The following is a 25,295-nucleotide window of genomic DNA, read 5'->3' as shown; positions in this document are numbered from 1 at the left end:
CGCCGCACACTTTTGCGCGACATGCATTAATGCTGCGTCAAGATATCATAAAGCCGCTTCTGCGCCTCGCTGGGAGACATATTTTTATCATTGAAAAAATCCCCAACCACGCCGATCCAGCCTTCTGACATCTGGCTCGGCATTGCCTGGGACTGAGCGCTCACCTCGCCCTTCTTCGCCCTGATCATCTCCAACCCTAGCTGGCCGCAACGGTCGAGACCGGCCGGGTCGACGTCCGTGCGAACAGGAAGAGACCCCTTGATCCGGCTGAAGGCGACCTGGTTGTCCCGATCCAGGATCATGCGTGCGAACGCTTTTTGGGCATCTGCCGTGCCATCACGATTCGTCAGCGGAAAGGCGAAGGCATCGATCACCATAAAATAGGCGATGGAGGTGCCAGGAACGAGGGAGCAGTCGAAGTCCTTATCGGCGAAATAGCCGCGCGCCACAAGCTCGCCCTTTGCCCAGTCTCCCATGAACTGCATGCCGGCTTCGCCAGCGCCAACTGCGGCCGTGGCATCTGCCCAGGTCTTGTCTTTCCGCTTGGCGAACGGTTCAACATAGTCCGACAAACGCGAAAGCATTCCCAAGGCCTCGATCATACGTGGGTCTTGGACCAATGCCGCATCGCCGCTCATAAGACGTGCATATCCCTCCGGTCCGAATTCGTGATAGATGATGTCGTTGAATATGAGGGACACTTCCCACCGTGTACCGCCAAGTGCAATCGGAACATGCCCGGCGGCTTTAATCTTCTCGGCGAAGGTGAAGATATCATCCCAGGAGGTCGGCATCTTCAAGCCGGCATCGGCAAATATCTTCCTGCTTGTCCATAGCCAGTTTTCCGCATGGATATTGGTCGGCGCGAAATACACCTTTCCCTGATAGGATATCCGGTCAAGGACCGTGGCAGGCATGACATCCCGCCAGTGATCCGCCTCGGCGACGTCATCTATATCCTGGACGATCCCCATCTGCGGCAGTTCCCGCGATCCGTCATTGGCGTTCCACTGCATCACCGCCGGCGGATAGCCATTGGCGATACGGTCGCTGACGGCGCGCTGAACGGCAACCTTGTTCGCGGCGGGCATGTCGGTCCATCGATTGCCGGCCGCCACCCAGGCTTTCCGAAACACATCGAGCGCGGCGGACTCGCTTTTCGATATCCAGAAATGCACGACATCCACCGACATCCCATCGCCGGCGAGCGCCGGCGTCGATGGACCGGTGACGGCCAAAGCAACCGCAAGCAATGCCCGCTTCATTCCATTCATCCCCTCTTCCCTCATCGATAACTTTCCCCGATCCGCCGAATGCGGAAATCCTCTTTGAATGTCAGCCCGCGATGCGCATCGTTCGTCGTGATGCGACGCGCATGTCGCGCTTCGAGACCGTCAGACGCTCGACCGCGGCCGAGGCCGGTTCAGGCTTGGCAAACAAATAGCCTTGGCCGATCTCGCATCCTGCGTGCAGCAGGAAATCCTGCTGAGTCTTGCTTTCGATACCTTCAGCAACGCAGCGTTTGCCCAGATTGCGAGCCAGATTGATCATCGCTCCCACGATCTGCTCCGACCGGATGTCGCTGCCCAGATCGGCAACGAAGCTGCGGTCGATTTTGAGCTCATCGAACGGAAAATCGCGCAGGTGCACAAGTGATGCGAAACCCGTGCCGAAATCATCCAGCGAGACCGACATGCCCCGCTCCCTGAAGCGCGTTATGGTCTCCAATATCTGAGTGGCGCCGCGATTGAGAAAAACGTCTTCTGTCACTTCGACGGCAAAGTCGCTCCATTCAAGCTCATTGGCCCTGATCGCCGCAGCAATGATATCGTAGCCGTCCCGACCGACCAGCAGGACCTCCGGCAGGTTGATGGCTACCGATCCGGGGCGCAGTCCAGCAGCCTTCCATGCCCTGAGATCACGTGCCGCTGTGTTGACGACACAGCGCGTCATACTGCTGATCAAATGGGATCCTTCGACGAGCGGCAAGAAGCGGCCTGGCGGCAAGATGCCAAGCCGGGGATGATTCCAGCGCACCAAGGCTTCGAAGCCCAGATGCGCCCCAGTTTGAAGATTGACCTTCTGCTGATAGTAAACGACGAACTCGTCACGGTCGGCGGCGAAAGCCAGAGCCGCTGCCAATTGGTTCTCCTCAAGGCGCCGTGCGAGCGAGGCTTCGTCAAAGATCACGACGGTATTGCGCTTGGCCTTCGCAGCATAAAGCGCGAGATCGGCCACACGCATGAGCGCGGTCTCTTCTGTCGCATGCTGGGGCGCAATCGCTCCGCCTATGCTGGCTGAGATCGGTAAACCACGACCGTCAAAATAAAATTCCGTTCCAATCGCTGCAACTGCGCGCCCGGCGAGCGCTTCCAGCATTGCTATATCGGCAAGGCCAGGAAGCAGAACGGCAAATTCGTCGCCGCCGAGTCTCGCCACGATATCCGTGGAGCGAAAGGTTCCTTGAAGTATGCGGGCAACGTGACGAAGAACCGCATCCCCCGCCGGGTGCCCCAAACTGTCGTTGATGCCCTTGAAATGATCGAGGTCGACCAGCAGCATCGAAAAGCCTGTGCCGCTCCGATCGAGCGACAGGAAAAACGCGCTCAAAGCATCATTGAAGGACGAGCGATTGCCGAGGCTGGTGAGCGCATCGGTATGCGCCTGATGGGTCAACTTGGACTCAAAATCGATCGTTCGCCGGTGCTCGTTGCGAAGCTTTCTTAGGAGCGGCATGAAAAGAATTGAGGTCGCCAGAATAAGCGCGGTCGCTGTCAGACCAAGAAGCACGGCGCTGATCAGGCGCGCATGATCTATGCTGCCGTCGCTGCGATCATGTGCGCTGTCGATCAACGCACTGAATTGGCGCATGAGCATGCTGTCCGAAGAAGCGGCAAAATCGATCGGGCCCCAAAAAGAATAACGCTGACGTCGATCTTCCAGTTTTGCCGACACCACCCTATCGGCCCGCTTGAGAAAATCCTCGAGTCGCCCGGCGAGTTCAAGGCGCATTTCTTCGGATGCGACGTCGCGCGGATTGAGCTTTTCAAGAAGATTCCGTTCCAATTTACCGTGCAGTTCGTTCAGTTGTCCGCTCATGGCTCGGATGTCACCGATTGCCTTGCGAGCATCCTCGACCATCGGCTTGATGATATATTCCGGCATGTCCGGATTGGCCGAGGCGCTCATGATGGCGCGCGTCTGATTGGTAAGCTGTTGGAAACGGATGAATTGGCGCCCCGTGAGATAGCTGATGTCCTGCTGCAGCGAATGGCGATCGAGCGCGATCTCGACGGTCTGGTAGGTCGCGCCAATGAGCATCGTCATGACGATGACCGCGGCGACATAGTGCCGCCCAATGGATCTGATGTATCCCTCCAAAGAGGAATGACGTTGGTCCGACGGAGCCATCTGCTCGATTTGCGCCGCATCGATCGGCCGCAGGCTTGTTCGAACAGCCGGCTGGCCTGCGATGAATGCGCCACAGGATGCCTTGCGCGAAAACGAAGGCAGCTTCATGGATATCCTCCTGGCTGCAGCGGTGACCAGAAGGTCATCCATCCGGTCGATTCTCATTGAGGAAAGCCGCACAAGTCATTCGGGCGGAGTCAACAGCCCTCGCAGCGCCATCGACATCAGAAGGCCGGTGCTAAAAAGCTAAAGACGATTAGCGTTTGAGAAGTTTAATAAAATGCTGAGCACATCCTTGCGAGCCGCCTTCGCTGCGCAATACGGATGAGATAACGCAATACGGATATTCTGCGCTATCGGTCTCACCATCACCGAGTTGTTCCTCGCGAGGCGCCTTGCCGCCGTTACGCAAACGGAAAGTGACAGGTGACGCTGCGGCCGCCCGCCTCGCCAGTTAGCGGCGGCCTTACCTCGTGGCAAAGCGGCTTGGCGCATGGGCAGCGGGTCGAGAATTTGCAGCCCCTGGGCGGGTTGAGCGGGCTCGGTATCTCAGCATCCAGCAGGATGCGCTCCCGCTTGCCGCGGTCGTGCGGCTGCGGAACGGCCGAAAGCAGCGCCCGCGTATAGGGATGGCGTGGCGCGCCATAGAGCGCATCCGTCTCGCCGATCTCGACGATCGATCCAAGATACATGACTGCCACCCGGCTCGACACCTGCCGGACCACCGCCAGGTCGTGGGCGATGAACACGTAGGTAAGATTGAGCAGCTGCCGCAGATCGGCGAACAGGTTCAGCGCGCCGACACGCTGGAGGCCTCCTATCAGAAACTGCAGAAGGAAACCGATATCCTCGCCAATGCCGTTTATCTGGACGCGCTGACCGGGCTCTATAACCGCAAATATCTCGACAGCCGCTTTAAGGAACTGACATCTGACAAGCGTCCATATTCCATCGCGATGCTGGATGTCGATCATTTCAAGTCGATCAACGACAACTTCTCCCACATGATCGGCGACCAGGTTCTGAGCGCCATTGGAACCATATTGCGCAACCAGTTGCGGATTACCGACCAGGCAATTCGCTTTGGCGGCGAGGAGTTCGTCGTCCTGCTGGCCGGCCCGCCGCGTGGTGCGGCCGATGTCTGCGAGCGGCAGCGTTCTGCTGTTGAACATTGGGACTGGTCGACTATCTGCAACGGGTTGCACGTCACGATCAGCATAGGTGTCGCCGGTACCCTGTCCGCCAATTTACCCAACGAAATTCTGGAGATCGCCGACCAGAATCTTTATGCGGCAAAGAGGGGCGGGCGAAACCAGGTCGTTGCGCAACAGGTATTTCGCAGCTCCCAGCATAGGCACCAGTATCGCCAAATCGAGGCGGACCATGCTCCGCATCCGGTCGCGGATTCGTCGGCTGACGGGCAACATGTGTGCTCACAATATATCCTCTCCTATCAAATTCTGTGCTGCAGCATCGCACCCGATGCACGATTGGCTCGCATGGCTGGATGCAGCTTGCTCGGGCAAGAATTTAAATTGAAATGGAGTTATGCAGGAATGGACGCGGGGCATGCTTCCGCAAATACCGTCCGCTATTGGCCCAGCCCGTTTATCCAGCTTTCATCACGATATCCAGAGAGCGCAGCAAAGTTCCTTCGCAAGAGTGATGGTCACAGCAAACCGGCAAAAATCCAACCTTTGTTAATAGTTGGCGTCAATTCGTCCAACATAGGCGCCATTGCTGCGATGTCCTGTGTCGCGGTCGAAAGCCTACTCACGCTGCACAAATGATTTGAGGCGGCTTTTTCCACCAATCCCCAAAGAGCCCAATGACGGTGGCGCCTCTGTTTTCATTTCTGGAATGCCCATGCCGAATCTTGTTCCGTTTCCATCCCAAAAGCGCAAGCAACCGGATGTCTATGCCCTGGATATTCCGGTGGCATCCGAGGAACTGGAACTTCTGCATTTATTGACGAAAAGACATCAGCTTCTCATCAACGCGACGAACTACCTGGAAGCGCTCTGTACATCGCTAAAGCACACGCCGGCACCATGCCGCATCATCCAATGAACGTAGACGGGCGATCGGTGCAAACCGCGTAAAGGCTCACTGCCTCTTTTATCTCTAACGAAAAACAGTTCAACGCGTCCGGCTGCAGGGGGGAGGCTGCCGGCGCTCAAACATAAAGGAATTTTGATTATGTCCTTCTTGGCAAACCTCAAGATCGGCACCAAGCTTGCAATTTCATCCGGTATCGGCATCGTCCTGATCGCAGCTATTCTCATCAATCAGCAGATAGCCAGCAGCGAAATCAGTTCCGCGAACGCGGCCGCGTCGCGTGAGCAAACGATTCTCAATGGCATTCAGGCCGCCGCCGTATCTCTCGCGGAAATGCGGACGGCCTCTAACGAAATCAGCTCCGGCACGTCCGTTCCGGATGTTGAGGCAGCGCTGAACCAGGCCAAATCACGCAGTCAACAGGCATGGGATGACCTTGAGCAGCCCATCAACATCGCTCTGAAACCGGATGCCTTGAAAGATATCCGCAATGGCATGCGCGAGTATGAGGGCCTCATAGCGAAACGTGCCTCCGCTCTGACCGCAGCTATCGCGAAAAAGAACGGCGCTCCCTTGAGTCAGGCGGAGACCGATGCAGCATTGGCTGTCGTGGCTAAAACGGACATCGATCAGGTCATGGAGCGCACGCGCACTGCAACAGAAGCCTCTATCAAGAACGCTCGCCAGTTTACCGAGGAAGCGAAAACGGCTTTGGCGGCTGCCGTTTCAAGCGCCGAAACCGTCTCGTTGGTCATTGGCGTAAGCGTCATCGTCGTCCTGTTCGTATCGGCGATCGTATTGATGCTCGGGGTTGCCAAGCCCATCAAGACGATGACCGCCGTGATGCGGCGACTTGCCGACGGCGATACGAATGTCGATATCGACCTCAAAATGCGCCACGATGAAATAGGCGCCATGTATGAGGCCGTTAAGGTCTTCCAACAGAATGCAGTCGCCAACACGCGCCTCGAGGAGGAAGCCGCCGCTTCCCGCAGCGTTCAAGAAGCCGAGCGTGCCGAGGTGCAGCGTCGCACCGAGCAGGAAGCCGCACAGTTGCGCTTTGCATCCGAAAACCTTGCAGCTGGTCTGAAGCGGCTCGCCGCCGGCGATCTCGCCTTCCAGATCAACGAGACCTTCGCGGCGGACTTCGAGCCGCTTCGCCAGGATTTCAACCGATCCGTCCGCCAGCTCGGCGCAGCACTATCGACGATCGCCGAAAGTGTCGACGCGATGGACCACGGCACGCGCGAGATTTCGTCAGGCGCGCAGGATCTTTCCAAGCGCACGGAGCAGCAGGCTTCCTCGCTCGAGGAAACCGCCGCCGCACTCGATCAGATCGTCGCCAATGTCGGCTCGTCGACGAAGCTGACCGAAGAGGCCCGCACGGTCGCCACCCAGGCCAACCAGAGCGCTCAGAAATCTGCCGAAGTCGTCTCCCATGCCGAGGAGGCAATGCGGCGCATCGAGGAAAGCTCGCAGCAGATTTCCAATATCATCGGCGTCATCGACGAGATCGCCTTCCAGACCAATCTTCTGGCCCTCAACGCAGGCGTCGAAGCGGCGCGCGCCGGTGAAGCCGGTAAGGGCTTTGCCGTCGTTGCCCAGGAAGTCCGCGAACTCGCTCAACGCTCGGCGCAGGCGGCCAAGGAAATCAAGGGGTTGATCCAGACCTCGACAGCCGAAGTCGAAAGCGGCGTGAAGCTGGTGCGCGATACTGGCGAAGCGCTGAACGTCATCGGCGGCTTCATCGGCCAGGTCAACAGTCACATGAACGCCATCGCCGTCTCGGCGAAAGAACAATCGACGGGTCTTGCCGAGATCAACACGGCGGTCAATTCGATGGATCAGACGACCCAGCAGAACGCCGCCATGGTGGAACAATCGACCGCCGCCGCCTCTAGCCTTGCCCAGGAGGCGGTGAAGCTGCGCAGTCTCATCGCCGGCTTCCAGTTGGACGGTGCCGCCGGCCCGCGAGTCGCCCGCGAAACGGCAAAGCCGGTTGCCTCTCCCGCCCGCGCCCTCGGCAACAAGCTCGCCCGCGCCTTCGGCGGCAAGGCGGCGACGGCGGCAGCAACCAAGGAATGGGAGGACTTCTGATGGAGGCGGCAGCTTCAATCCAAGGTCAGGCAACAACGCTGGAAATCATTGCCTTCCACCTCGGTGACCAGCAGTTCTGCATCAAGACGACATCGATCCGGGAAATCCGGGCATGGGCAGCGGCAACGCCGCTGCCCCACGCGCCACCCCATGTTCTCGGCATGATGAACCTCAGGGGCTCGGTTATCCCGATCATCAATCTTGCAGCCAAGCTCGGCGTGCACAGCTCCGTGCACACCAGCCGCAGCGCCATCGTCGTTGCAGAGGTCGGAGAAAACACGACCGGCCTGGTGGTCGATCGCGTCTCGGACATCCTGTCGATCGGCAATGAACAAATCCAGCCGGTGCCGGACTTCGGCACCGAGTTCGACCCGACCTTCTCGTATGGAATTATCCCACTCGACCAAGGCATGGTCTGCTTCCTCAACCTCGATCAAATGTTCGCCAATATCGAGCGGGCATCGGCGGCATAGCGGTTCGCCTGAAACATTACCCGCTTCAAATACAAGCTCGCCGACGCTTTCCGTCATAGAACCTGCAGTGGCGGATATTCTGACAACTCGCTTCGGCCGGAATCAACTTCCAGCCGAAGCAAGAACATAAAGACAACCATTGGCTTAAATAAACTACATGAATGGGCGGCCGTTGGCCGAACCCCACCCGCACCATCCTCAGAGAGAGATGATGCCGGTGCTTGTTTTCAATTCCACCGAACCCGACGCACGCGTGTCTGGTTTTGCCGACGTGGCGGAAGCAAATTTTCCTGTTCGCAACCGGCCGATGTGCAGGCCGATGATCTGCCAAGAGGAAAATGCTGCAACTGCGAGAAGATTATTTTGCGCTTAGCGGATACCCGATGCGCAGTGCGTATATCGGATTGCTGTACGGACGGCACTCAGTCCGACATATCCGAAGCCGGATTCGCTGACGCGTAATCCTCTATCCCGTGGATAGGCCTTGATAATTTCCAATGCCGCAAGCAGAATTGAGATACGCAGATCATGCCGGTTACAGAGTTAAATTCGACAAAGGGTCCAAGCTCTGTGCATGGTGCGTGACGCCCTTCATGATGAAAGCGTCACGCCGAGATATGCCGATCTCCCTTGAAGACCGGTATTGCCACGTCGGGCACTACAGAATCTGGAATGGAAGACGCCATTCCGAAATAATAATGAAACTTTCAGACGGACCGGACGTCTTTGTGCTCTACGTTCCATTTTTGGATACGAGAGCAATAGGAACCAGCGACAGACAGGGTACTCCGAAGCCGCCAACCGTCCTATTGGGCGACATGTCAAGCTTTCAAACGCTGACACCTCATGTAGACCTCGGCCACGTTGGCATAGCGTTCGAAAAGTCCGCGATGATCCGACAATTGAGCACCTTGCTGGACGCGCCCGTTGTCAACGACATCAGCTTTACAGGCAAAATTAATCTGGCTACCGCAAAAGGGTCCCAGATAGCGATGCTGGGAACCCTCGTTTGGAGTTGTCTCGACACAAGCCTGTTTGACCGTTCCCCGTCGACGCTCATCGAACATCTATTGAATGCAATGATGATCATGTTGCTGGAAACGGTCCCGAATAATTATTCAGGGCGGCTCGCAAAATTGGCGTCCCCGGCGATACCCAAGCATTTGAAGAGAGCAATCGAGTATATGCACGCGAACGTCGCATCGCCGATGAATACTGCCGATATCGCGGAGGCAGCCGGCACAAGCATTCGATCGCTGCAAGCTGCCTTTCAGCAATTCAAAGGTACGACGCCTCTCAATTATTTACGGACAATCCGTTTGGAGGGCGCTCGCAACGCGCTGATGGATCCGACCACATCTCTATCAATTGCGAAGATCGCGCAGAGTTGGGGGTTCTCCCATATGGGGCGCTTTGCAGCACTTTATCGCAGGTCCTTCGGCGAAATGCCGTCCAATGCCACAAAGCAGCGCAGACCCGTCAACGAGTAACACAGTCGCCGTCGAGGAATAGCGACTTATAGACCAACCTGTTATCCCGCATTTTGCTCTCCGGCTCTCGCAGCAATGCGCGCCGTGAGCAATGCTGCGCTGGAAGCGGCCGATATTTCCGTATCCAGCGCACAACCGCACGGGCGAACGGTATAAACAGGATTCATGCTCCTCAACTCGGCAGCGTTGCAACTTATGCCTGAATGGCCACTTTGCGCAATATTGGCCAATTTGCGCAAGAACCTTATGGGTCGCGAGTCATAAATGGCGAATGTTTACTTTTAGGTCAGTTACTTATTCGATTTCTTGTGGCGGAACAGCCTTTCTACGCCGCACAATATTGGCACATCGCATGCATGATGCAGGACGATATTCTAGCTTCTGCGAGCCCTATGACGGCATCTCGCAAGCGATTGAGAGTATTACGAATGCTATCATCCATTTCGTCCCGCATCGGTGCCAAATTGGCCGCGCTTTCCGCGATCAGCATCTTCATGGTCGCGGCTATGCTTTTGATTGTGCTCTACGGCGGTCGGGCGATTGAAGAACGCTCGGCCTATCTGAAAAGCCAGTTGATTGTCTCCCGCGATCTCGTCGATGCAAAGGCATCGTTGCGTGGCATGCTGATCGGCGCGCGCGATCTGCGCCTTGCGTCCTCGGAGCAGGAACTCACCAGTGCCATCGACTACATAGCCGCTCGGCATCACTCAGTTGTGAAATATCTGGATGACGCCGAAAGCAATCTGACACTGCAGGTCAACAGCGATCGGATAGAACGGCTCAAAGCCCTGACCGAGAGCCTTTTTACTGCGACGAACGACATGGTCTCAGTCATGAAAGCAAAGTCGCAGATCAAAAACGACGATCCCGCTATCAATGGAAAAGCGGCGGAACTCCAGACAAAGCAGACAACTATTGCGGATGAGGCGTCCAAACTGTTCGATGAGGGTGTTGACACGGCAAAGACGATGGCGGCACAGGCCGACGATGAGGCAAATGCGGCCGCCAGCCTCCTTTTGTTACTCAATCTCGGCGTCGGCCTCCTGGTTATAGCAACATTGATTGCGGCCGCCGTTTTCGGGGCCAAAAGCATCGCTCGGCCGATCAATAAGCTGACCGGCAGTATGGATCTGCTGGCCGACGGAGATCTTGCCGCAAGCATCCCCTACGTCGGCCGCAGCGACGAAATCGGTGCAATGGCGCGTGCTGTAGAGGTGTTCAAGCAGAACGGCATTAAAGTGCGGGAATTGAATGCCCAGGAAGCGGCGCTGCATGCAAAAAGCGCCGATCTGCAGCTAAGCATCGGAGCAGTCGTATCGGCAGCGGTCGCCGGCGATTTCACGCAGCGCATCACCAAGATCTATGACAATGCCGATCTCGACCGCTTTGCCACGAGCGTCAACGAGCTTGTCACCTCGGTCGACCAAGGTGTCGCCGAGACCCGTCGCGTCGTCGCCGCACTGGCCGAAGGCGATCTGACGGGGACAATGCGTGGCGAATTCCAGGGCGCTTTCGGCGAACTGAAGAATAACGTCAACACGACGATGGGCAATTTGCGCTCCGTACTCGGCGAGGTCCGCGCTGCAATCGAGGCGATCAGCGGCAGTTCCGGCGAGATGCGGCTGGCATCCGGCGATCTTTCAAAACGAACGGAGCAGCAGGCAGCCGCGCTGGAGGAAACCTCTTCGGCGCTTGAGGAAATCACGGTCGCCGTGAAGAACTCGACCGAACGGGCGCTCGAAGCAAGCCATATGGTCGACGAAGCGCGCAGGAGCACTGAACAGTCAAGCGCCATCGTCAAGCAGGCGGTTTCAGCCATGGGCCGGATCGAGCAAGCCTCCGGCGAGATCGGCCAGATTATCAACGTCATCGACGAGATCGCCTTCCAGACCAATCTGCTTGCTTTAAATGCCGGCGTCGAGGCTGCACGTGCCGGTGAAGCTGGGAAGGGTTTTGCCGTTGTTGCGCAAGAAGTGCGGGAATTGGCACAGCGATCGGCAAACGCCGCCAAGGATATCAAGGCGCTGGTCAACCGGTCGGGCGAAGAGGTGAACTCCGGCGTCAAGCTGGTGACGGCAACCGGCACGGCGCTCACATCGATCCAGGATCATGTGGTGAAGATCAATGATCACGTACATTCGATCGCAACTGCCGCCAAGGAACAATCGACGGGCCTTTCGGAGGTCAGCACCGCCGTCAATCAGATGGACCAGGTCACACAGCAGAACGCGGCCATGGTGGAGGAATCCACCGCCGCTACCAACAGCCTGGCAGACGAGGCGGTGAAACTTCGCGATCTCGTTGCTCGTTTCAAACTGGAGGCAGGAATGGCACCGCGCGCAATCGCTGAGACCACCAAGCCGGTCGCATCACCAGCGCGAGCACTCGGCCGCAAACTCGCAAGCGCCTTCTCCGGCAATGCAGCCTTGGCCAGCAAGGCCGATTGGGAGCAGTTTTGATGTCGAGAGGCGTGCTCAAGGACCCTTGAGCGCGCCGCCAGTGGCCCAGAGAAGCGTCCGCCTCTCGTTTTTCGGCAGCGCAACCGAGTTTTTGTTTCAAAACGGCGACTAAAATACAGCGGTTAAATCATCGGGAATGCGCTACTCGTTGAAAGAGCCGTCGCAGCCGGAACCTGCCAGCATGTTCCTCGACCAAGCAGAGTTTCGGGTGCCGGATGGCGTATCAACGTCTTACGCGAGGAAACGAATGGGTTTCGAGATGCAGCAACTGCACGGGGAAATGACTGCCTGGCGCCGTCATCTGCACACCCATCCAGAATTCGGTTTCGAGGAAAAAGGAACGGCCGCGTTCGTCGCTGCGAAACTGCGCGAGTTCGGACTGGACGACGTCGTCGAGGGCGTCGGCGGGACGGGAGTCGTGGGTACTCTGACGCGGGGAACGGGTAATCGTTCGATCGCCCTCAGAGCGGATATGGACGCGCTAAAAATCCCCGAGAACAACAGCTTCAGCTACAAATCGCAGAGGCCGGGCCTCATGCATGCGTGCGGGCATGACGGCCACACCGCTATGCTTCTCGGCGCGGCCAAGATGCTCGTCGAAGATGATAATTTCGACGGGACCGTCCGGTTCATATTCCAGCCCGCCGAGGAATGGGGAAAAGGCGCTCTTGCCATGTTGTCGGACGGGCTTCTCGAACGCTTTCCATTCGAGGAAATATTCGGCATCCACAACATGCCGGGAATGCCCGTCGGTACCTTCGAGACCAAGGTCGGCCCGATCATGTCGGCCGAAGACAATTTCGAGATCATTCTGCGCGGGGTCGGAGGTCACGCCTCCAAACCGCAGGCAGGAAGCGAAGTTCTCGTTGCGGCGTGCGCCCTTGTCACCAATCTGCAGACGATCGTCTCGCGACGGCTAAGCCCCGGCGACATCGCGGTCGTCTCGGTAACGGAGCTTTTGACGGACGGAACGCGAAATGCGCTTCCCGGCCTTGCCCGAATATTGGGCGATGCACGGAGCTTCCGCCCGGAGGTGAGCAGCGACATTGAAAAGCAGATGCGCATCATCGCCGAAGGAACGGCTCTCGCCTACAACCTGGCGGTCGAGATCAACTACACCAGGGAATTCGTTCCCACCTCGAACGACGAGGAACTCGTGAATGCGTCTTTCGCCGCAGCCCGCAAGGTTCTAGGCGATGATAGGGTCCGCATTGCCCGCGAGCCGATGACAGCTTCCGAAGACTTCGCACGTTTCCTGGACCATGTTCCCGGCTGCTTCGTGTTCATGGGAAACGGGGAGGATTCCGCTCCGCTCCATAATCCGAACTTCGACTTCAACGATGCGCTCCTGCCTTTGGGAGCGAGCCTGCACTGCGCGTTCGTACGCGAACGTCTTCGCATCGACTGAGAACTTTTCTCGCTCTCGGCTGCTCCTTGGAGAATGCCAAGCTCGGGGTTCCAGTATCAACCATCCGCGAAGAGACCGGCGTACTGCTCGCGCAGCACATTTTTCTGGACCTTTCCCATTGTGTTCCGTGGAAGTTCGTCGACGAACATCACCCGCTTCGGCTGCTTGTAGCGTGCAAGACGGTGAGCGAGAGCCTTTAGCACTGCGGCTTCGTCGACCAATGCACCCGGCCTGCGCACGACGACAGCCGTTACGCCCTCGCCAAGGTCTGGATGCGGGACGCCGACGACGGCGCTTTCGAGCACGCCCTCGATCTGATCGATCTCCCCTTCGACCTCCTTCGGATAGATATTGTATCCGCCGGAGATCACCAGGTCCTTGCCGCGCCCGACAATGTGGACATAACCCCTCTCGTCGATCTTTCCGAGGTCGCCGGTAATGAAGAAGCCGTCCGAAGTGAACTCGGCGGCCGTCTTTTCCGGCATGCGCCAATAGCCCTTGAACACGTTCGGCCCCTTGATCTCGATCATACCCGTCTCGTCCACAGGCAATGGCTCCCCGGTAGCCGTGTCGAAGACACGGACGGTCACGCCGGGCAACGGCAAACCGACCGTGCCGGCGATACGCTCGCCATCATAGGGGTTCGACGTGTTCATGTTCGTTTCGGTCATGCCATAACGCTCAAGGATTGCATGACCGGTACGGCGGCGGAAATCGACGTGGGTTTCGGCAAGCAGCGGGGCGGAGCCCGATACGAAAAGACGCATGTTTGCGGCTGCGTCCCTGTCGAGACGCGGGTTTTGCAGGAGGCGCGTATAGAACGTCGGAACCCCCATGAGTACCGTCGATCGCGGCATAAGCGAAAGGACTTCATCCGGATCGAACTTCGGAAGCAGGAACATCGAGGCGCCCGCCAGCAGCGCCACATTCGTCGCGACGAACAGTCCGTGAGTATGGAAGATCGGCAAAGCATGTATGAGCCGGTCGGCCGATGTGAACCGCCAATAGTCACGCAAGGTCAATGCATTGGAGAGCAGGTTTCCATGCGTGAGCATCGCACCCTTCGAACGACCGGTGGTTCCGGATGTGTAGAGGATTGCCGCGAGGTCGTCCGCGCCACGATAAATCTCCGCAAAATCCTCCGTCTTGGCGTTGGCGATTTCGATCAACGATCCGCCGCCGTCGGCATCCATTGTCTCGACGATAGCGCCGTGAACCGCCGCTATCGCGGAGACGGCCCCCTTCGCCGCAGGCGCGACGATCACCAGCCGAGGCTCGGCGTCACTGATGAAATACTCCAGTTCCGCCAGCGTATAGGCGGTGTTGAGCGGAAGGTAGACGGCACCGCACCGAACACAGGCAAGGTAAAGAATAAGGGCTTCGGGACTCTTTTCGACCTGCACGGCTACCCTGTCCCCTGCCTGCACGCCGAGCGACGAAATCGCGTGCGCCAGGCGAGCAGAAAAGGACAGGACCTGCCGGTAGGTCCATGTCCGTCTATTGGCAAGCTCCATGAAAACCGAGTCGCCGCGTCCCGCATTGCGGATCGCATCCAACAAGTGATTGCTCATGATTTCCTCCCCATATCGTTCAGGATCGCGCCGGCGCCTCGTCGTTCGCGACTATATCGTCGAGTTTGCAAGGGTGCATTCACCGTCGTTCTTTTTGACCAGCTTTCCAGCAGGCATCGAGACAACCACCACGAGCCGCCCCTCAGATGCGGTCTCGCCGAGTATCCAGAGGAACGTTCAGGCCTACTTTCACCCTGTCCATCGCGACGAAGCTGCGGAAGCGCTTGACGTTGTTGTTGGCGAAGAACAAGCGTCTGGTCATGGCCTCGTAGTCCGCCATCGTCCGGACGACGACCAAGAGAATAAAGTCCACCTCCCCGGTGACGTAGTAGCACTGCTGCACCTCGGGCGCTTCGCCAAAGGCCTTCTTGGCCTGGTCGTGCATGTCCTGATACTCGTTATTCATCTCCACTTCGACGAACACCGTGATCTCTTGGCGAACGTGTGAAGGGTTGACGACCGCGACATTGGCCATGATCGTCCCGGTCTCCTCCATCCGTTTCACACGCCGCTGGATCGCCGGGGCGGAAAGGCCGATCAGCTCCGCGATCAACCGCTGCGGCGTTTTGTTGTCGCGCTGCAGAATTTCGAGGATCGCGAGATCGAAGCGATCGAGCTCGATCATGTCGGCAGGCACCTTTTTCGGCATGTTCCGTTCCTCGGTGGACTCTGGGATTTCATCTTCACGGGCAATTCAAGCTTCGCCGCCATAGCGAGCGAATGTTGCATAAGTGGCCCCAAAATGGAGCGCTTTTCTCAGTCGAGATGAAGTAATTGTTATTCACTGTCAACTCGAAGAGGACGCTTCGACAATGTTCATCCTGAATGACCAAGCCGATCATCGTACGCCCTTGCAGGCCGCAGACGCCGACATTCTGAGTGTCCATGCAGCAAACGAAGTCGAGCGCTTCCTGAAACATCGCGAAAACCACAAGGTCACTCCCCTGGTATCCCTGCCGGCACTCGCGCGCGAAATCGGCGTTGGGTCGGTTCTCATCAAGGACGAAGGTCATCGGCTCGGCCTTGGAAGCTTCAAGGCGCTTGGCGGCTCCTATGCCGTAATCCGGCTTGTGCTTGAGGAAGCCTCGAAGGCGCTTGGTCGAGAAGTTGACGTTTCCGAGCTGCCCAAGGGCGACGTGAAGGCCGTGGCCGCCAAGATGACATTCGCCTGCGCAACCGACGGAAACCATGGCCGCTCGGTGGCCATGGGCGCGCAACTCGTCGGCGCGAAATGCTCGATCTTCGTCCACTCGGGCGTCAGCGCACAACGCGTTGCCGCAATCGCACGCTACGGGGCCGACATGATCCGCGTGAGCGGCAACTACGACGACTCGGTTCGCGAGGCCGCCCGTGTTGCCGAAGAAAAGGGCTGGATCACCGTCTCGGACACGTCCTGGCCCGGCTACGAACGCATCCCCGGCTTCGTCATGCAAGGATACACCGCCCTTCTCAGCGAAGCACTTCGGCAGATGCCGGAGCCACCGACCCATGTGTTCGTTCAGGCAGGTGTCGGCGGCATCGCTGCGACGGTGGCCGGCCATTTCTCCATCCTCTTCGGTGACGCTCGCCCCTACTTCGTCGTCGTTGATCCGTCTCGCGCAGCCTGCCTTTTCGAGACCGCTCGTGCCGGTCATCCAGTCAAGATCGAGCATGGCGAAGCAACGGTGATGGCGATGCTTGAATGCTACGAGCCGTCCTTGGTCGCCTGGCGCATCCTTTCGCATGCCGCCGATGCATTCATGACCGTCGAAGATTCCGAGGCGATCGCGGCCATGAAGCTCCTGGCCAATCCCAGAGGCTCCGACCCCGCGGTGGTCGCGGGCGAAAGCGGCGGCGTCGGGCTCGCTGCCCTTCTGAACCTGGCCGCCGACAAGGCACTGCGCGACAAGATCGGTCTCAGCCAGCAGTCGCGCATATTCCTGATCAACACCGAAGGCGCGACGGATCCGAACCTTTACGAAAAGATCGTCGGAGCGACGCCATCAGACGTGCTGTCGAAGAATGCAGAGGAGGTCGTGGGATGAGCGACAACTCCATCAACCCCGAACGGCTGCTTGGCCGTCTCGCGGAACTCGGAAACGTCGGCCGCGATGGCACTGGTCAACTCGTCCGTCTCGCCGCTACGGACTCCGCGGGCGAGCTCGATGTCGAGATCGCGCTGGCGACGGTCGGCACGGACGACAGCGTCCTTGGCAGCGAACTGGAACGCATCGGCTATAATGGAGAGCATGAACCGGGCTTCATGCGTCCGTATGCCTATATCGAGCTGCACATCGAGCAGGGTCCGGTGCTTGAACGCGAAGGCGTCCAGATCGGTGCCGTCGAAAACCTGAAGGGCATATCCTGGCAAAAGGTGACGATCGAGGGCGACGCGAACCACGCCGATCTCGAGGAGACGCGACGCTGGCTATGTCGCCGCAAGAGTCATTACCTTCCTTTGGGATCGGGCGAAGAACTCGAATACCCCGACCGTCGCTATGGTCGGATGCATGGAGTTCCAGCCAAACGCCATCAACGTCATCCCGTCACGGGCTGTTTTCACCGTCGATCTGCGGGATCCGGACGAGAGCCGCCTGCAGCAGGAAGAGGCCGCGCTGGCTGCCTTTCTGGAGGAGCTTGAACAGCAGGGAGGCGTCTCGATCAAAGTCGAACGTCTGGCTCGTTTCGAGCCGGTGCGGTTCGATCGCAATATCGTCGAGATGATCGAATGCGCTGCGAAGAGTCGCGGCCGCCCCTGCCGGCGCATGACCTCCGGTGCCGGGCATGATGCCCAGATGATCGCGAGGATCGCGCCCGCTGCGATGATCTTCGTCCCCAGCATTGGCGGTATCAGCCACAATCCGAAGGAAAGTACACCCGATGCGGACTTGATTGCGGGGGCCAACATGCTCCTGGATGTTGGCCGGAAGCTCACGGTAAAGGCACACCGATCGCAGCGTTAGCCGTGGAGGCTTCTCCTCTCCGGACGCCCTGTGATACCAACGCTCAATGATTAGAACTCATCGGCCCATTTTCTGTGGCCGATTGACATGACGCGCCAAGGCTGGCGTTGGAGCTTGTGCCAAGCATCGCAGCAGTGATCGACGATGTCCTCGTAAGATTTGAAGACGCGGTTGGAGAGCCAGTTTTCGCGCATGAACTGCCAGAGGTTTTCAACCGGGTTGAGTTCGGGCGACTTTGGCGGCAGCGGCAAGATGGTGACGTTTTCGGGCACGGTGAGATTGTTGGACATGTGCCAGCCCGCCTGATCCATGATGAGGATAGCGTGGGCGTCTTCGGCGACATGGCGGGAGATTTCCATCAGATGCTGGTTCATGGCATAGGTGTCGCACCACGGCATGACGAGTGCGGCGGCCTTGCCGAGCTTCGGGCAAATCGCACCGAAGATATAGGCCGATCTCGTGCGCTGGTCGTGCGGCGCTGAGGGCCGTGTTCCGCGCTTGGCCCAGCGACGGGTGATCTTGTTCTTCTGGCCGATGCGGGCTTCGTCCTGGAACCAGATTTCTATTCGTTTTCCTTTAGCGGCTCCGGCAGCGATTTCCGCCACTGCGGCGGGGAAGTTTTTTTAAATTCCTCGATCGCTTGCGGGTCTTGTGCATGGTGCTTGGGACGTGCGGTGAGTTTGCGATAGCCCATGGCATTCAACTCGCGCCCCAGCGTCTGGCGGCTCACCAAGACACGATGCTCCTGCCAAAGCCATTGCACCAGATCAACGAGCCTCCAGCGCACGACGCCATCGAGATAGGGAACAGGACCTTTCTCGACCGCCTCGGCAAGCGCCTTGCGCTGCTTGTCATCGAGCAAGGGCTCCCGCCCCGTCGCCTTGCCTGTCTTCAGACCATCAGGACCGTGCAGATTGAAACGCTCAACCCAATCGCGGATGATCTGCAAACCCACCCCGCCAATCGACGCCGCCTGGCTCCGCGAACCGCCCTCGTAAATGACCGACAAGGCAAGCAACCGGCGGGACCAATCTGCATCCCGGCTCTGCCTCGCCAGCCGACGCAATTCATCAGCCGTATAGTCCTCGCGGATCTTCAGTGCTGTTCCCATGGCGAAATCTCCTTCCGCCATGTTGAATCATGATTTGACCAAAAACGGAATCCGTTGAGTCAACATCATTGAGCCTCGGTATGAGATATCAACAGGAACAGCGCAACTCCCGCCTGAACCAGGAAACGACAGAAAATCCGATGAGTTCCTGATTCCTTGCGAACGCGGTTCGTCCAAGGGGTCGCTGATAGGTCGCCGGCCATCCTACAGGTCCTTCGACGCCGGCAGCGGCGTGATGATGGGCGCCGAGGGTGCAATCATGCCCGCGGCCGATGTGCTGAAGAAGGGTGGCTACGCGTTCGACAAATCACAATATTTGCCGGGCATAGTCTCCTACTATTCCAAGGCCGACGGCACGATGCTGTCGTTCCCCTATAATTCCTCGTCGCCGATCCTCTACTACAACAAGGACACCTTCAAGAAAGCGGGACTCGATCCGCAGAATCCGCCAAAAACCTGGCCGGAAGTCTTCGACGCCGCCAAGAAGATCAAGTCGAGCGGAGCGTCGTCCTGTGGCTTCACGCATCCTGCCGACCTACAAGGTCATCGTCGATCTCGGCATGATCGACACCTATGCCGGCCTGACACTGCCGCTGATGGCGTCAGCAACGGCGACCTTCCTGTTCCGGCAATTCTTTCTGACGGTGCCGGGTGAATTGCTGGAGGCCGCCCGCATCGACAATGCCGGTCCCTTCCGCTTCATGCGCGATATTCTGCTGCCACTGTCGAAGACCAATATCGCCGCCCTGTTCGTGATCCTCTTCATCTATGGCTGGACGCAATATTTGTGGCCGCTCCTCGTCACCAATGACGCGAAGATGTCGACGATCATCATCGGGCTCAGGAAAATGGTGGATTTCGCAGACGCGGCGACGCCCTGGAATTTCGTGATGGTGACGGCGATCCTGGCGATCATCCCGCCCATTCTCGTCGTGGTGCTGATGCAGCGCTGGTTCGTCAAAGGTCTGGTGGAAACGGAGAAGTAATGGCTGGGATTACCCTCAAGGATGTCCGCAAAAGCTATGGCGGCAACGTCGATGCAATCAAGGGCGTGTCGCTCGATATCGCCGATGGCGAACTTGTCGTGCTGGTCGGACCTTCCGGATGCGGCAAGTCCACGCTCTTGCGTATGATCGCGGGCCTGGAAGCCATCACATCCGGCGAAATCAACATAGGCGGTCGCGTCGTCAATCATCTGGAACCCTCAGAGCGCGACATTGCCATGGTCTTCCAGAACTACGCGCTTTATCCGCATATGACCGTCCGCCAGAATCTGGCATATGGCCTAAAGAACAGGAATGTCCCAACAGCCGAGATAGAGCAGCGCATCCAATCAGCAGCTCGCTCGCTCGAGATCGAACCCTTCCTTGAGCGCAAACCACGTCAGCTCTCCGGCGGTCAGCGGCAGCGTGTGGCGATGGGCCGCGCCATCGTCCGCGAGCCGGCTGCTTTTTTGTTCGACGAGCCACTGTCAAATCTCGATGCGAAGTTGCGCGTGCAGATGCGCGTTGAGATCAAGCGCCTGCAGCGATCGCTGGCGACCACAGGATCACGGAAAAAAGCGGTGCCGTCCTGACCTCAGCCGGAAGCCAGAATGCCTGCGATGTGACAATCGGAATCCGGCCGGAGGACTTTCGCCTCGCCGATAAGATACGTGACGCTGCCTTCAGTGCCCCTGCTCGCGTCCAGGCAGTGGAGTTGGTGGGCGCGGAAAGTTACGTCTATGGCAGCCTGCATGACGGCCAGACCGTTGTCTTTCGTGTCCCTGGTCGCTCCCGGTTAGCGATCGATTCCGAGCTGGTCATCGCGGCGTCTGCCGAGAACCTGCATTTCTTTGACCGCGAGGGAAACAGACAAGATCGGCGTTGGTGACGGACTTGCACGTGTGTGCGCAACGTTCGGGTTTGATCCAGCCGTCATAGCTGGCGCTCAATTTCTGGCTGCGGTTGCGAGGTTGCTGAGGCGGCGCTCGGGCATGGCACCGGTCTCAGCCGCCCCTATCTAGCATGTGCAAGAAATCAAACCAAGGTCGTGCCATTTGCGGCCATTGCGGCATCGTGTCTTCACAAACTCTTCGCCTCTATGCTCAGGTCTGCCGTAAGCTATCCTGGAGTCCAAGCATGATCTCACGGTGTCCCTTTTGTCTTTCCAATCGTTCTGGCAAGCAGGCTACTTTGCTGGAAAACCGCAGCGCATATTTCCTACGCAGCCTTGATCCGGTGCTGCGATGCTCGGGAATGATCATTCCCTTTCGGCACGTCGCTGCGGTCTTCGACTTAACTCAAAACGAGTGGCTCGACACATTCGATCTTGTCAACAGAGCCAAGCTGCTCCTCGATGTGGAGGGGCCGCAAGGCTACAACGTCGGATGGAACATCGGACAGGTTGCGGGGCAGACCGTCCCCCATGTCCATCTTCACATCATCGGACGGTTTTCGGATGAGCCTTTCGCAGGACAAGGAATACGCCATCATCTCAAACATGAAGAGAATCGTAGAAGGACACGACGATAAGTCTTCATGTTTGCAATGGGCGGACTGCGGGAACGCCATTGGCGGCGGCGCCTGGTATCATCCCCCGCGACGAGTGTCTCGCAGGCAGATGCGGGCAACTTATTCCACGGGGGATCCGTAGCCACCGCTGGTCGGCGTGATGATCGTGATCGCCTCGCCCGCCTCGACGACAGTTTGCACGCAGCCGAGCAGGGTCTCCGTACGCCCATTCACGCGCCGGATCAGATTTTTCCCCACCTCTCCGGGTTCACCGCCTGCAAGCCCGAACGGCTGAATCCGACGATGACCCGAAAGGATCGCGCACTGCATCGAACGGCGGAAACGGATGGTGCGGCTCGTCCCATCCCCGCCCTTCCATTTGCCGTTGCCTCCAGAACCGGATCGGATATGGAAATCCTCGAGCACGACCGGAAACCGCAATTCGAGAATTTCAGGATCTGTGAGCCGCGAATTTGTCATGTGGGTGTGGACGCCCGCTACCCCACCGAAACCGGCGCCTGCGGGTGCACCGGAGCACAGGGTTTCATAATATTGGTGTTCAGCATCCCCAAAGGTCAGGTTATTCATCGTGCCTTGCGACGCGGTTAATGTTCCCAGAGCACCGAACAGGCAGTTCGTCACCGCTTGACTGACCTCCACATTGCCCGCGACAACGGCAGCAGGGTGGCGAGGCGCAAGCATCGATCCTTCTGGAACAATGATTTTTATAGGTCGCAGACAGCCGGCGTTCATCGGGACCTGGTCCTCCAGCATGACACGAAAGACATACAGAACCGCGGCACGGGTGATCGGTTCGGGTGCGTTGAAATTGTCTGGCTGCTGCGGGGACGTGCCGGAAAAATCGACGGTGGCTTGACGTCGTTCGCGATCGATAGCGATGCGAACCTTGATCTCGCAACCTTGATCCATGGGATAGGTGAATTCACAATCGTGCAAACGAGCAATCAAACGTCGCACGTTCTCGGCGGCATTGTCCTGCACATGTGACATATAGGCCTGCACGGTGTCGATACCATATTGTGCTGCCATTTTCTTGAGTTCGTCGGCGCCCTTCTGATTGGCGGCGATTTGCGCCTTCAGATCGGCGATGTTTTGGACGACGTTTCGAACTGGATAGCGGGCGCTGGTCAGCAACTCGATCAATTCCTCAGTCCTGAACCGTCCCTGGTCGACGAGTTTGAAGTTGTCGATATAGACGCCCTCCTCCTCAATAGTACGTGCCTCAGGCGACATAGATCCCGGCGCAGTTCCACCGATATCGGCATGATGGCCTCGTGAGGCCACCCAAAACCGAATATTGCTGCCAAGTTCGTCGAAGATCGGCGTGCAGACGGTAATGTCCGGCAAGTGCGTCCCGCCGTTATATGGCGCATTGATGGCGAAAACGTCGCCCGGACGGATCATGGTGTTGCCGGCAATGATCGCCTCGACAGAGCGATCCATTGACCCAAGATGCACCGGAACGTGTGGGGCGTTGGCGACGAGAGCGCCGTTGCAATCAAAGATCGCACAAGAAAAATCGAGGCGTTCTTTTATGTTGACGGAGGAGGCCGTGTTTTGAAGCGTAAATCCCATTTGCTCGGCAATCGACATGAAGAGATTGCTGAAAATCTCGAGCATGACGGGATCGGCCGTAGTGCCGAGAGCCATGGGCTTGGCCCCAGTAGCAGTACGTTCGAGGACAATGTGATCCTTTGCCGTCAGCGTGGCGGTCCAACCCTCTTCCACGACCACGGTCTGGTTTGGTTCGATCAGCAAGGCCGGTCCTTTGATGACGTGGCCGGCTGATAGCCTTTCGCGGCGGTAGACCGAAGCGTTCTGCCATTTCCCATCCGAGAAAAAACGGGTTTGCGTTGTCGGCTCCGGTTGCGCATCAGCACTGACCAGCGTCGGTTCATGGTTGATCTCGCGATTGCCGCCGACGGCCTCAACGGAAAGCGTTTCGAGGATCAGAGACTTGGTCTGGTCCAGAAAGCCGAACCGCGCTTTGTGAGCCGCCTCAAACGCGGTGCGCAAGACCTCTAGGTCGAACAGATGTGCACCAATTGCCTCGGCCGATGGGCTCATTCGCCCGACGCCGATCTCAAGTGTGGTGTCGGCGTCGGCATATCGGAGGTGCAAGCGAACATGAACGGCAATGTCCGTAGTGGCGATACCCTGTGCCGATACCTCCCGACTTGCCTCGTCGCATAGCGATCGCGCTGCCTTGACCATAGCTTCGACGTTTCCGGCAGAGAGCGGCATATCGAGAGAGGCTTGCCGCATCGCGCGAACGTCCGCAAGCCCCATGCCATAGGCCGACAAAAGACCTGAAAAGGGATGAATAAGCACATTTGTCATGCCCAATGCGTCGGCCACGAGGCAGGCATGCTGACCGCTGGCTCCGCCGAAGGCGTTGAGTGCATAGCCGCTGACATCATAGCCGCGGGCGATGGAAATTTTCTTAACCGCCTCCGCCATATTGGCGACTGCTATTTTTAGGAACCCGTCTGCGACCGCTTCTCCGCTTCGACCGTCACCGATCTCTTCGGCGAGGCTCTCGAAGGCCGTTTTGACGGACTCATAATCGAGAAGTTGGTCCTGATTCTCACCAAAGATCGCTGGGAACATCTCGGGCATCAGCTTTCCGACCATAATATTGGCGTCCGTGACGGCCAAGGGGCCTCCCTTGCGGTAGCCTTTGGGACCAGGATTGGCGCCAGCCGAATCCGGCCCGACGCGGAACCGGGATCCGTCATATTGAAGCAGCGAGCCTCCACCAGCGGCGACCGTATGGATTTGCATCATGGGGGCACGCATGCGCACTCCGGCAACTTCAGTTTCGAAAGCGCGCTCGTATTCTCCGTCATAGTGCGCGACGTCCGTCGAGGTGCCGCCCATATCGAAGCCGATAACTTTCGAAAAACCGGCATCCGCGGCCGTCTGTGCAAGCGCGACAACGCCTCCTGCCGGACCGGAGAGAATTGCATCCTTGCCTTGGAAGAGGTCGGCAGCGGTTAAGCCGCCCGATGAGGCCATGAACGTCAACCGAACACCGGTTCGATCGATATCAAGCTCATCAGCAACTTGGGCGACGTAGCGGCGGAGGACCGGTGAGAGATAGGCATCCACGACCGTTGTATCGCCGCGTCCGACGAACTTCACGAGTGGCGAAACTTCGTGACTTACGGAAACTTGGGCAAAGCCAATCTCGCGTGCGATCCGGGCCACTGTTTGCTCATGGCCCGGAAAACGATAGGCGTGCATCAAAACAATTGCGACCGCATGAAATTGTCGCGCCCGGATGTCTTCGAGGATTGCGCGAACTTCGCCCTCGTCTAGCTCCTTGTCGACCGTGCCGTCCGAGAGCACGCGCTCGTCGAGCTCGGCAACGAAGCCGTATAGGAGCTCGGGTTTCACGATGCGCTTGGCGAAAATATCAGATCGGGCCTGATATCCGATTTCAAGAGCATCGCGAAAGCCGCGGGTCGTAACGAGTGCCGTCGGTTCTCCCTTGCGCTCGAGCAAGGCGTTGGTTGCGACCGTGGTGCCCATCCTTACCTCCCCGATCGCCCCGCTCGGGATCGGCTCTCCGTCGCAAAGCCCCAGTAGAACACGAATCCCGGCCACGGCAGCATCGCGATAGGCGCCGGGATTTTCAGACAACATCTTACGCGCATGCAGCCGTCCATGAGGATCGCGCCCGATGACGTCCGTAAACGTGCCGCCACGGTCGATCCAAAAGTCCCAGTGTGTTTTAGTCATGGTTCATCCTTCCGCGCC

At 58.1% G+C, this 25,295-nt stretch carries 15 protein-coding genes and 5 pseudogenes; 13 read left to right on the top strand and 7 right to left on the bottom strand.

Annotation, left to right across the window (positions count from 1 at the left end):
* Positions 1–26: 26 nt before the first annotated feature.
* The 3 genes from QA646_RS20030 to QA646_RS20020 all read right to left on the bottom strand — a co-directional run bounded on the left by QA646_RS20030 (position 27) and on the right by QA646_RS20020 (position 4,103).
* Positions 27–1,265, bottom strand: coding sequence for an ABC transporter substrate-binding protein (locus tag QA646_RS20030; RefSeq protein ID WP_283059996.1), 1,239 nt, complete (start codon positions 1,263–1,265; stop codon positions 27–29).
* A 70-nt stretch (positions 1,266–1,335) separates the two neighbouring features.
* Complete coding sequence (locus QA646_RS20025; protein WP_283060507.1) at positions 1,336–3,411, bottom strand: EAL domain-containing protein; 2,076 nt, start codon at positions 3,409–3,411, stop codon at positions 1,336–1,338.
* A gap of 404 nt (positions 3,412–3,815) precedes the next feature.
* The gene (locus tag QA646_RS20020) at positions 3,816–4,103 is read right to left on the bottom strand and encodes an oligopeptide/dipeptide ABC transporter ATP-binding protein (protein ID WP_349254268.1); all 288 of its coding nucleotides are present in this window, start codon (positions 4,101–4,103) and stop codon (positions 3,816–3,818) included.
* A 99-nt stretch (positions 4,104–4,202) separates the two neighbouring features.
* Between QA646_RS20020 and QA646_RS30600 the strand changes: the two are divergent.
* From QA646_RS30600 to QA646_RS19985, 7 genes and pseudogenes are all read left to right on the top strand, one after another.
* A pseudogene (locus QA646_RS30600) lies at positions 4,203–4,736 on the top strand (GGDEF domain-containing protein); the annotation flags it as partial.
* Positions 4,737–5,277: 541 nt separating this feature from the next.
* A complete protein-coding gene (locus QA646_RS20010) occupies positions 5,278–5,481 on the top strand; it encodes a hypothetical protein (RefSeq protein WP_283059994.1) in 204 nt (67 codons plus the stop codon).
* A gap of 129 nt (positions 5,482–5,610) precedes the next feature.
* Positions 5,611–7,566, top strand: coding sequence for a methyl-accepting chemotaxis protein (locus QA646_RS20005; protein WP_283059993.1), 1,956 nt, complete (start codon positions 5,611–5,613; stop codon positions 7,564–7,566).
* Positions 7,566–8,039: a chemotaxis protein CheW gene (locus QA646_RS20000; protein ID WP_283059991.1), complete on the top strand. Its 474-nt coding sequence runs from the start codon at positions 7,566–7,568 to the stop codon at positions 8,037–8,039. Before QA646_RS20005 ends, QA646_RS20000 begins: the two co-directional genes overlap by 1 nt.
* Before the next feature lie 698 nt (positions 8,040–8,737).
* On the top strand, positions 8,738–9,529 hold the full coding sequence (locus QA646_RS19995; protein ID WP_283059989.1) for a helix-turn-helix domain-containing protein: 792 nt from the start codon (positions 8,738–8,740) through the stop codon (positions 9,527–9,529).
* A gap of 428 nt (positions 9,530–9,957) precedes the next feature.
* Positions 9,958–11,988 (top strand): methyl-accepting chemotaxis protein, encoded by a 2,031-nt coding sequence (locus QA646_RS19990; RefSeq protein ID WP_283059988.1) that lies wholly within the window; start codon positions 9,958–9,960, stop codon positions 11,986–11,988.
* 247 nt (positions 11,989–12,235) lie between these two features.
* Positions 12,236–13,396 carry a M20 aminoacylase family protein gene (locus QA646_RS19985; RefSeq protein WP_283059986.1) on the top strand — a complete coding sequence of 387 codons (1,161 nt, stop codon included), beginning with the start codon at positions 12,236–12,238 and terminating at the stop codon, positions 13,394–13,396.
* Between the two features lie 56 nt (positions 13,397–13,452).
* Here QA646_RS19985 and QA646_RS19980 read toward each other — a convergent pair whose 3' ends face one another.
* On the bottom strand, positions 13,453–14,967 hold the full coding sequence (locus QA646_RS19980) for a malonyl-CoA synthase (RefSeq protein WP_283059985.1): 1,515 nt from the start codon (positions 14,965–14,967) through the stop codon (positions 13,453–13,455).
* A gap of 142 nt (positions 14,968–15,109) precedes the next feature.
* Positions 15,110–15,616, bottom strand: coding sequence for an Lrp/AsnC family transcriptional regulator (locus tag QA646_RS19975; RefSeq protein WP_283059983.1), 507 nt, complete (start codon positions 15,614–15,616; stop codon positions 15,110–15,112).
* A gap of 163 nt (positions 15,617–15,779) precedes the next feature.
* Here QA646_RS19975 and QA646_RS19970 point away from each other — a divergent pair, with 163 nt between their 5' ends.
* Together QA646_RS19970 and QA646_RS19965 are read left to right on the top strand one after the other, a co-directional pair.
* A complete protein-coding gene (locus QA646_RS19970; protein WP_283059982.1) occupies positions 15,780–16,991 on the top strand; it encodes a diaminopropionate ammonia-lyase in 1,212 nt (403 codons plus the stop codon).
* Positions 16,988–17,909: pseudogene (locus QA646_RS19965) on the top strand (hydantoinase/carbamoylase family amidase). The gene QA646_RS19970 and the pseudogene QA646_RS19965 overlap by 4 nt, the downstream one beginning before the upstream one ends.
* 50 nt (positions 17,910–17,959) lie before the next feature.
* Here QA646_RS19965 and QA646_RS19960 read toward each other — a convergent pair.
* Positions 17,960–19,020, bottom strand: a protein-coding gene (locus QA646_RS19960) for an IS630 family transposase (RefSeq protein ID WP_283055739.1) whose coding sequence is annotated in 2 segments (ribosomal slippage) — positions 17,960–18,528 and positions 18,528–19,020 — 1,062 coding nt in all. Because the reading frame shifts where the segments join, the coding sequence is not laid out codon by codon here.
* Between the two features lie 214 nt (positions 19,021–19,234).
* Here QA646_RS19960 and QA646_RS19955 point away from each other — a divergent pair.
* The 4 genes and pseudogenes from QA646_RS19955 to QA646_RS19940 form a co-directional block, all read left to right on the top strand.
* Positions 19,235–19,543, top strand: a pseudogene (locus tag QA646_RS19955) (extracellular solute-binding protein); the annotation flags it as partial.
* Positions 19,542–20,006 (top strand): annotated as a pseudogene (locus QA646_RS19950) (ABC transporter permease subunit); the annotation flags it as partial. The pseudogenes QA646_RS19955 and QA646_RS19950, both read left to right, overlap by 2 nt.
* Positions 20,006–20,892, top strand: a pseudogene (locus QA646_RS19945) (ATP-binding cassette domain-containing protein). The pseudogenes QA646_RS19950 and QA646_RS19945, both read left to right, overlap by 1 nt.
* 248 nt (positions 20,893–21,140) lie before the next feature.
* Positions 21,141–21,533, top strand: coding sequence for an HIT domain-containing protein (locus QA646_RS19940; RefSeq protein WP_283059980.1), 393 nt, complete (start codon positions 21,141–21,143; stop codon positions 21,531–21,533).
* Between the two features lie 99 nt (positions 21,534–21,632).
* On the opposite strand, the gene QA646_RS19935 is transcribed toward QA646_RS19940, so the two are convergent.
* Complete coding sequence (locus QA646_RS19935; protein WP_283059979.1) at positions 21,633–25,277, bottom strand: hydantoinase B/oxoprolinase family protein; 3,645 nt, start codon at positions 25,275–25,277, stop codon at positions 21,633–21,635.
* Positions 25,278–25,295 lie beyond the last annotated feature (18 nt).

The sequence above is a fragment of the Rhizobium sp. CB3090 genome, assembly GCF_029714285.1.
Classification (GTDB): domain Bacteria; phylum Pseudomonadota; class Alphaproteobacteria; order Rhizobiales; family Rhizobiaceae; genus Rhizobium.
The sequence above is the reverse complement of the archived record's forward strand: the minus strand, read 5'-3'. Positions and strand labels throughout refer to the sequence as shown.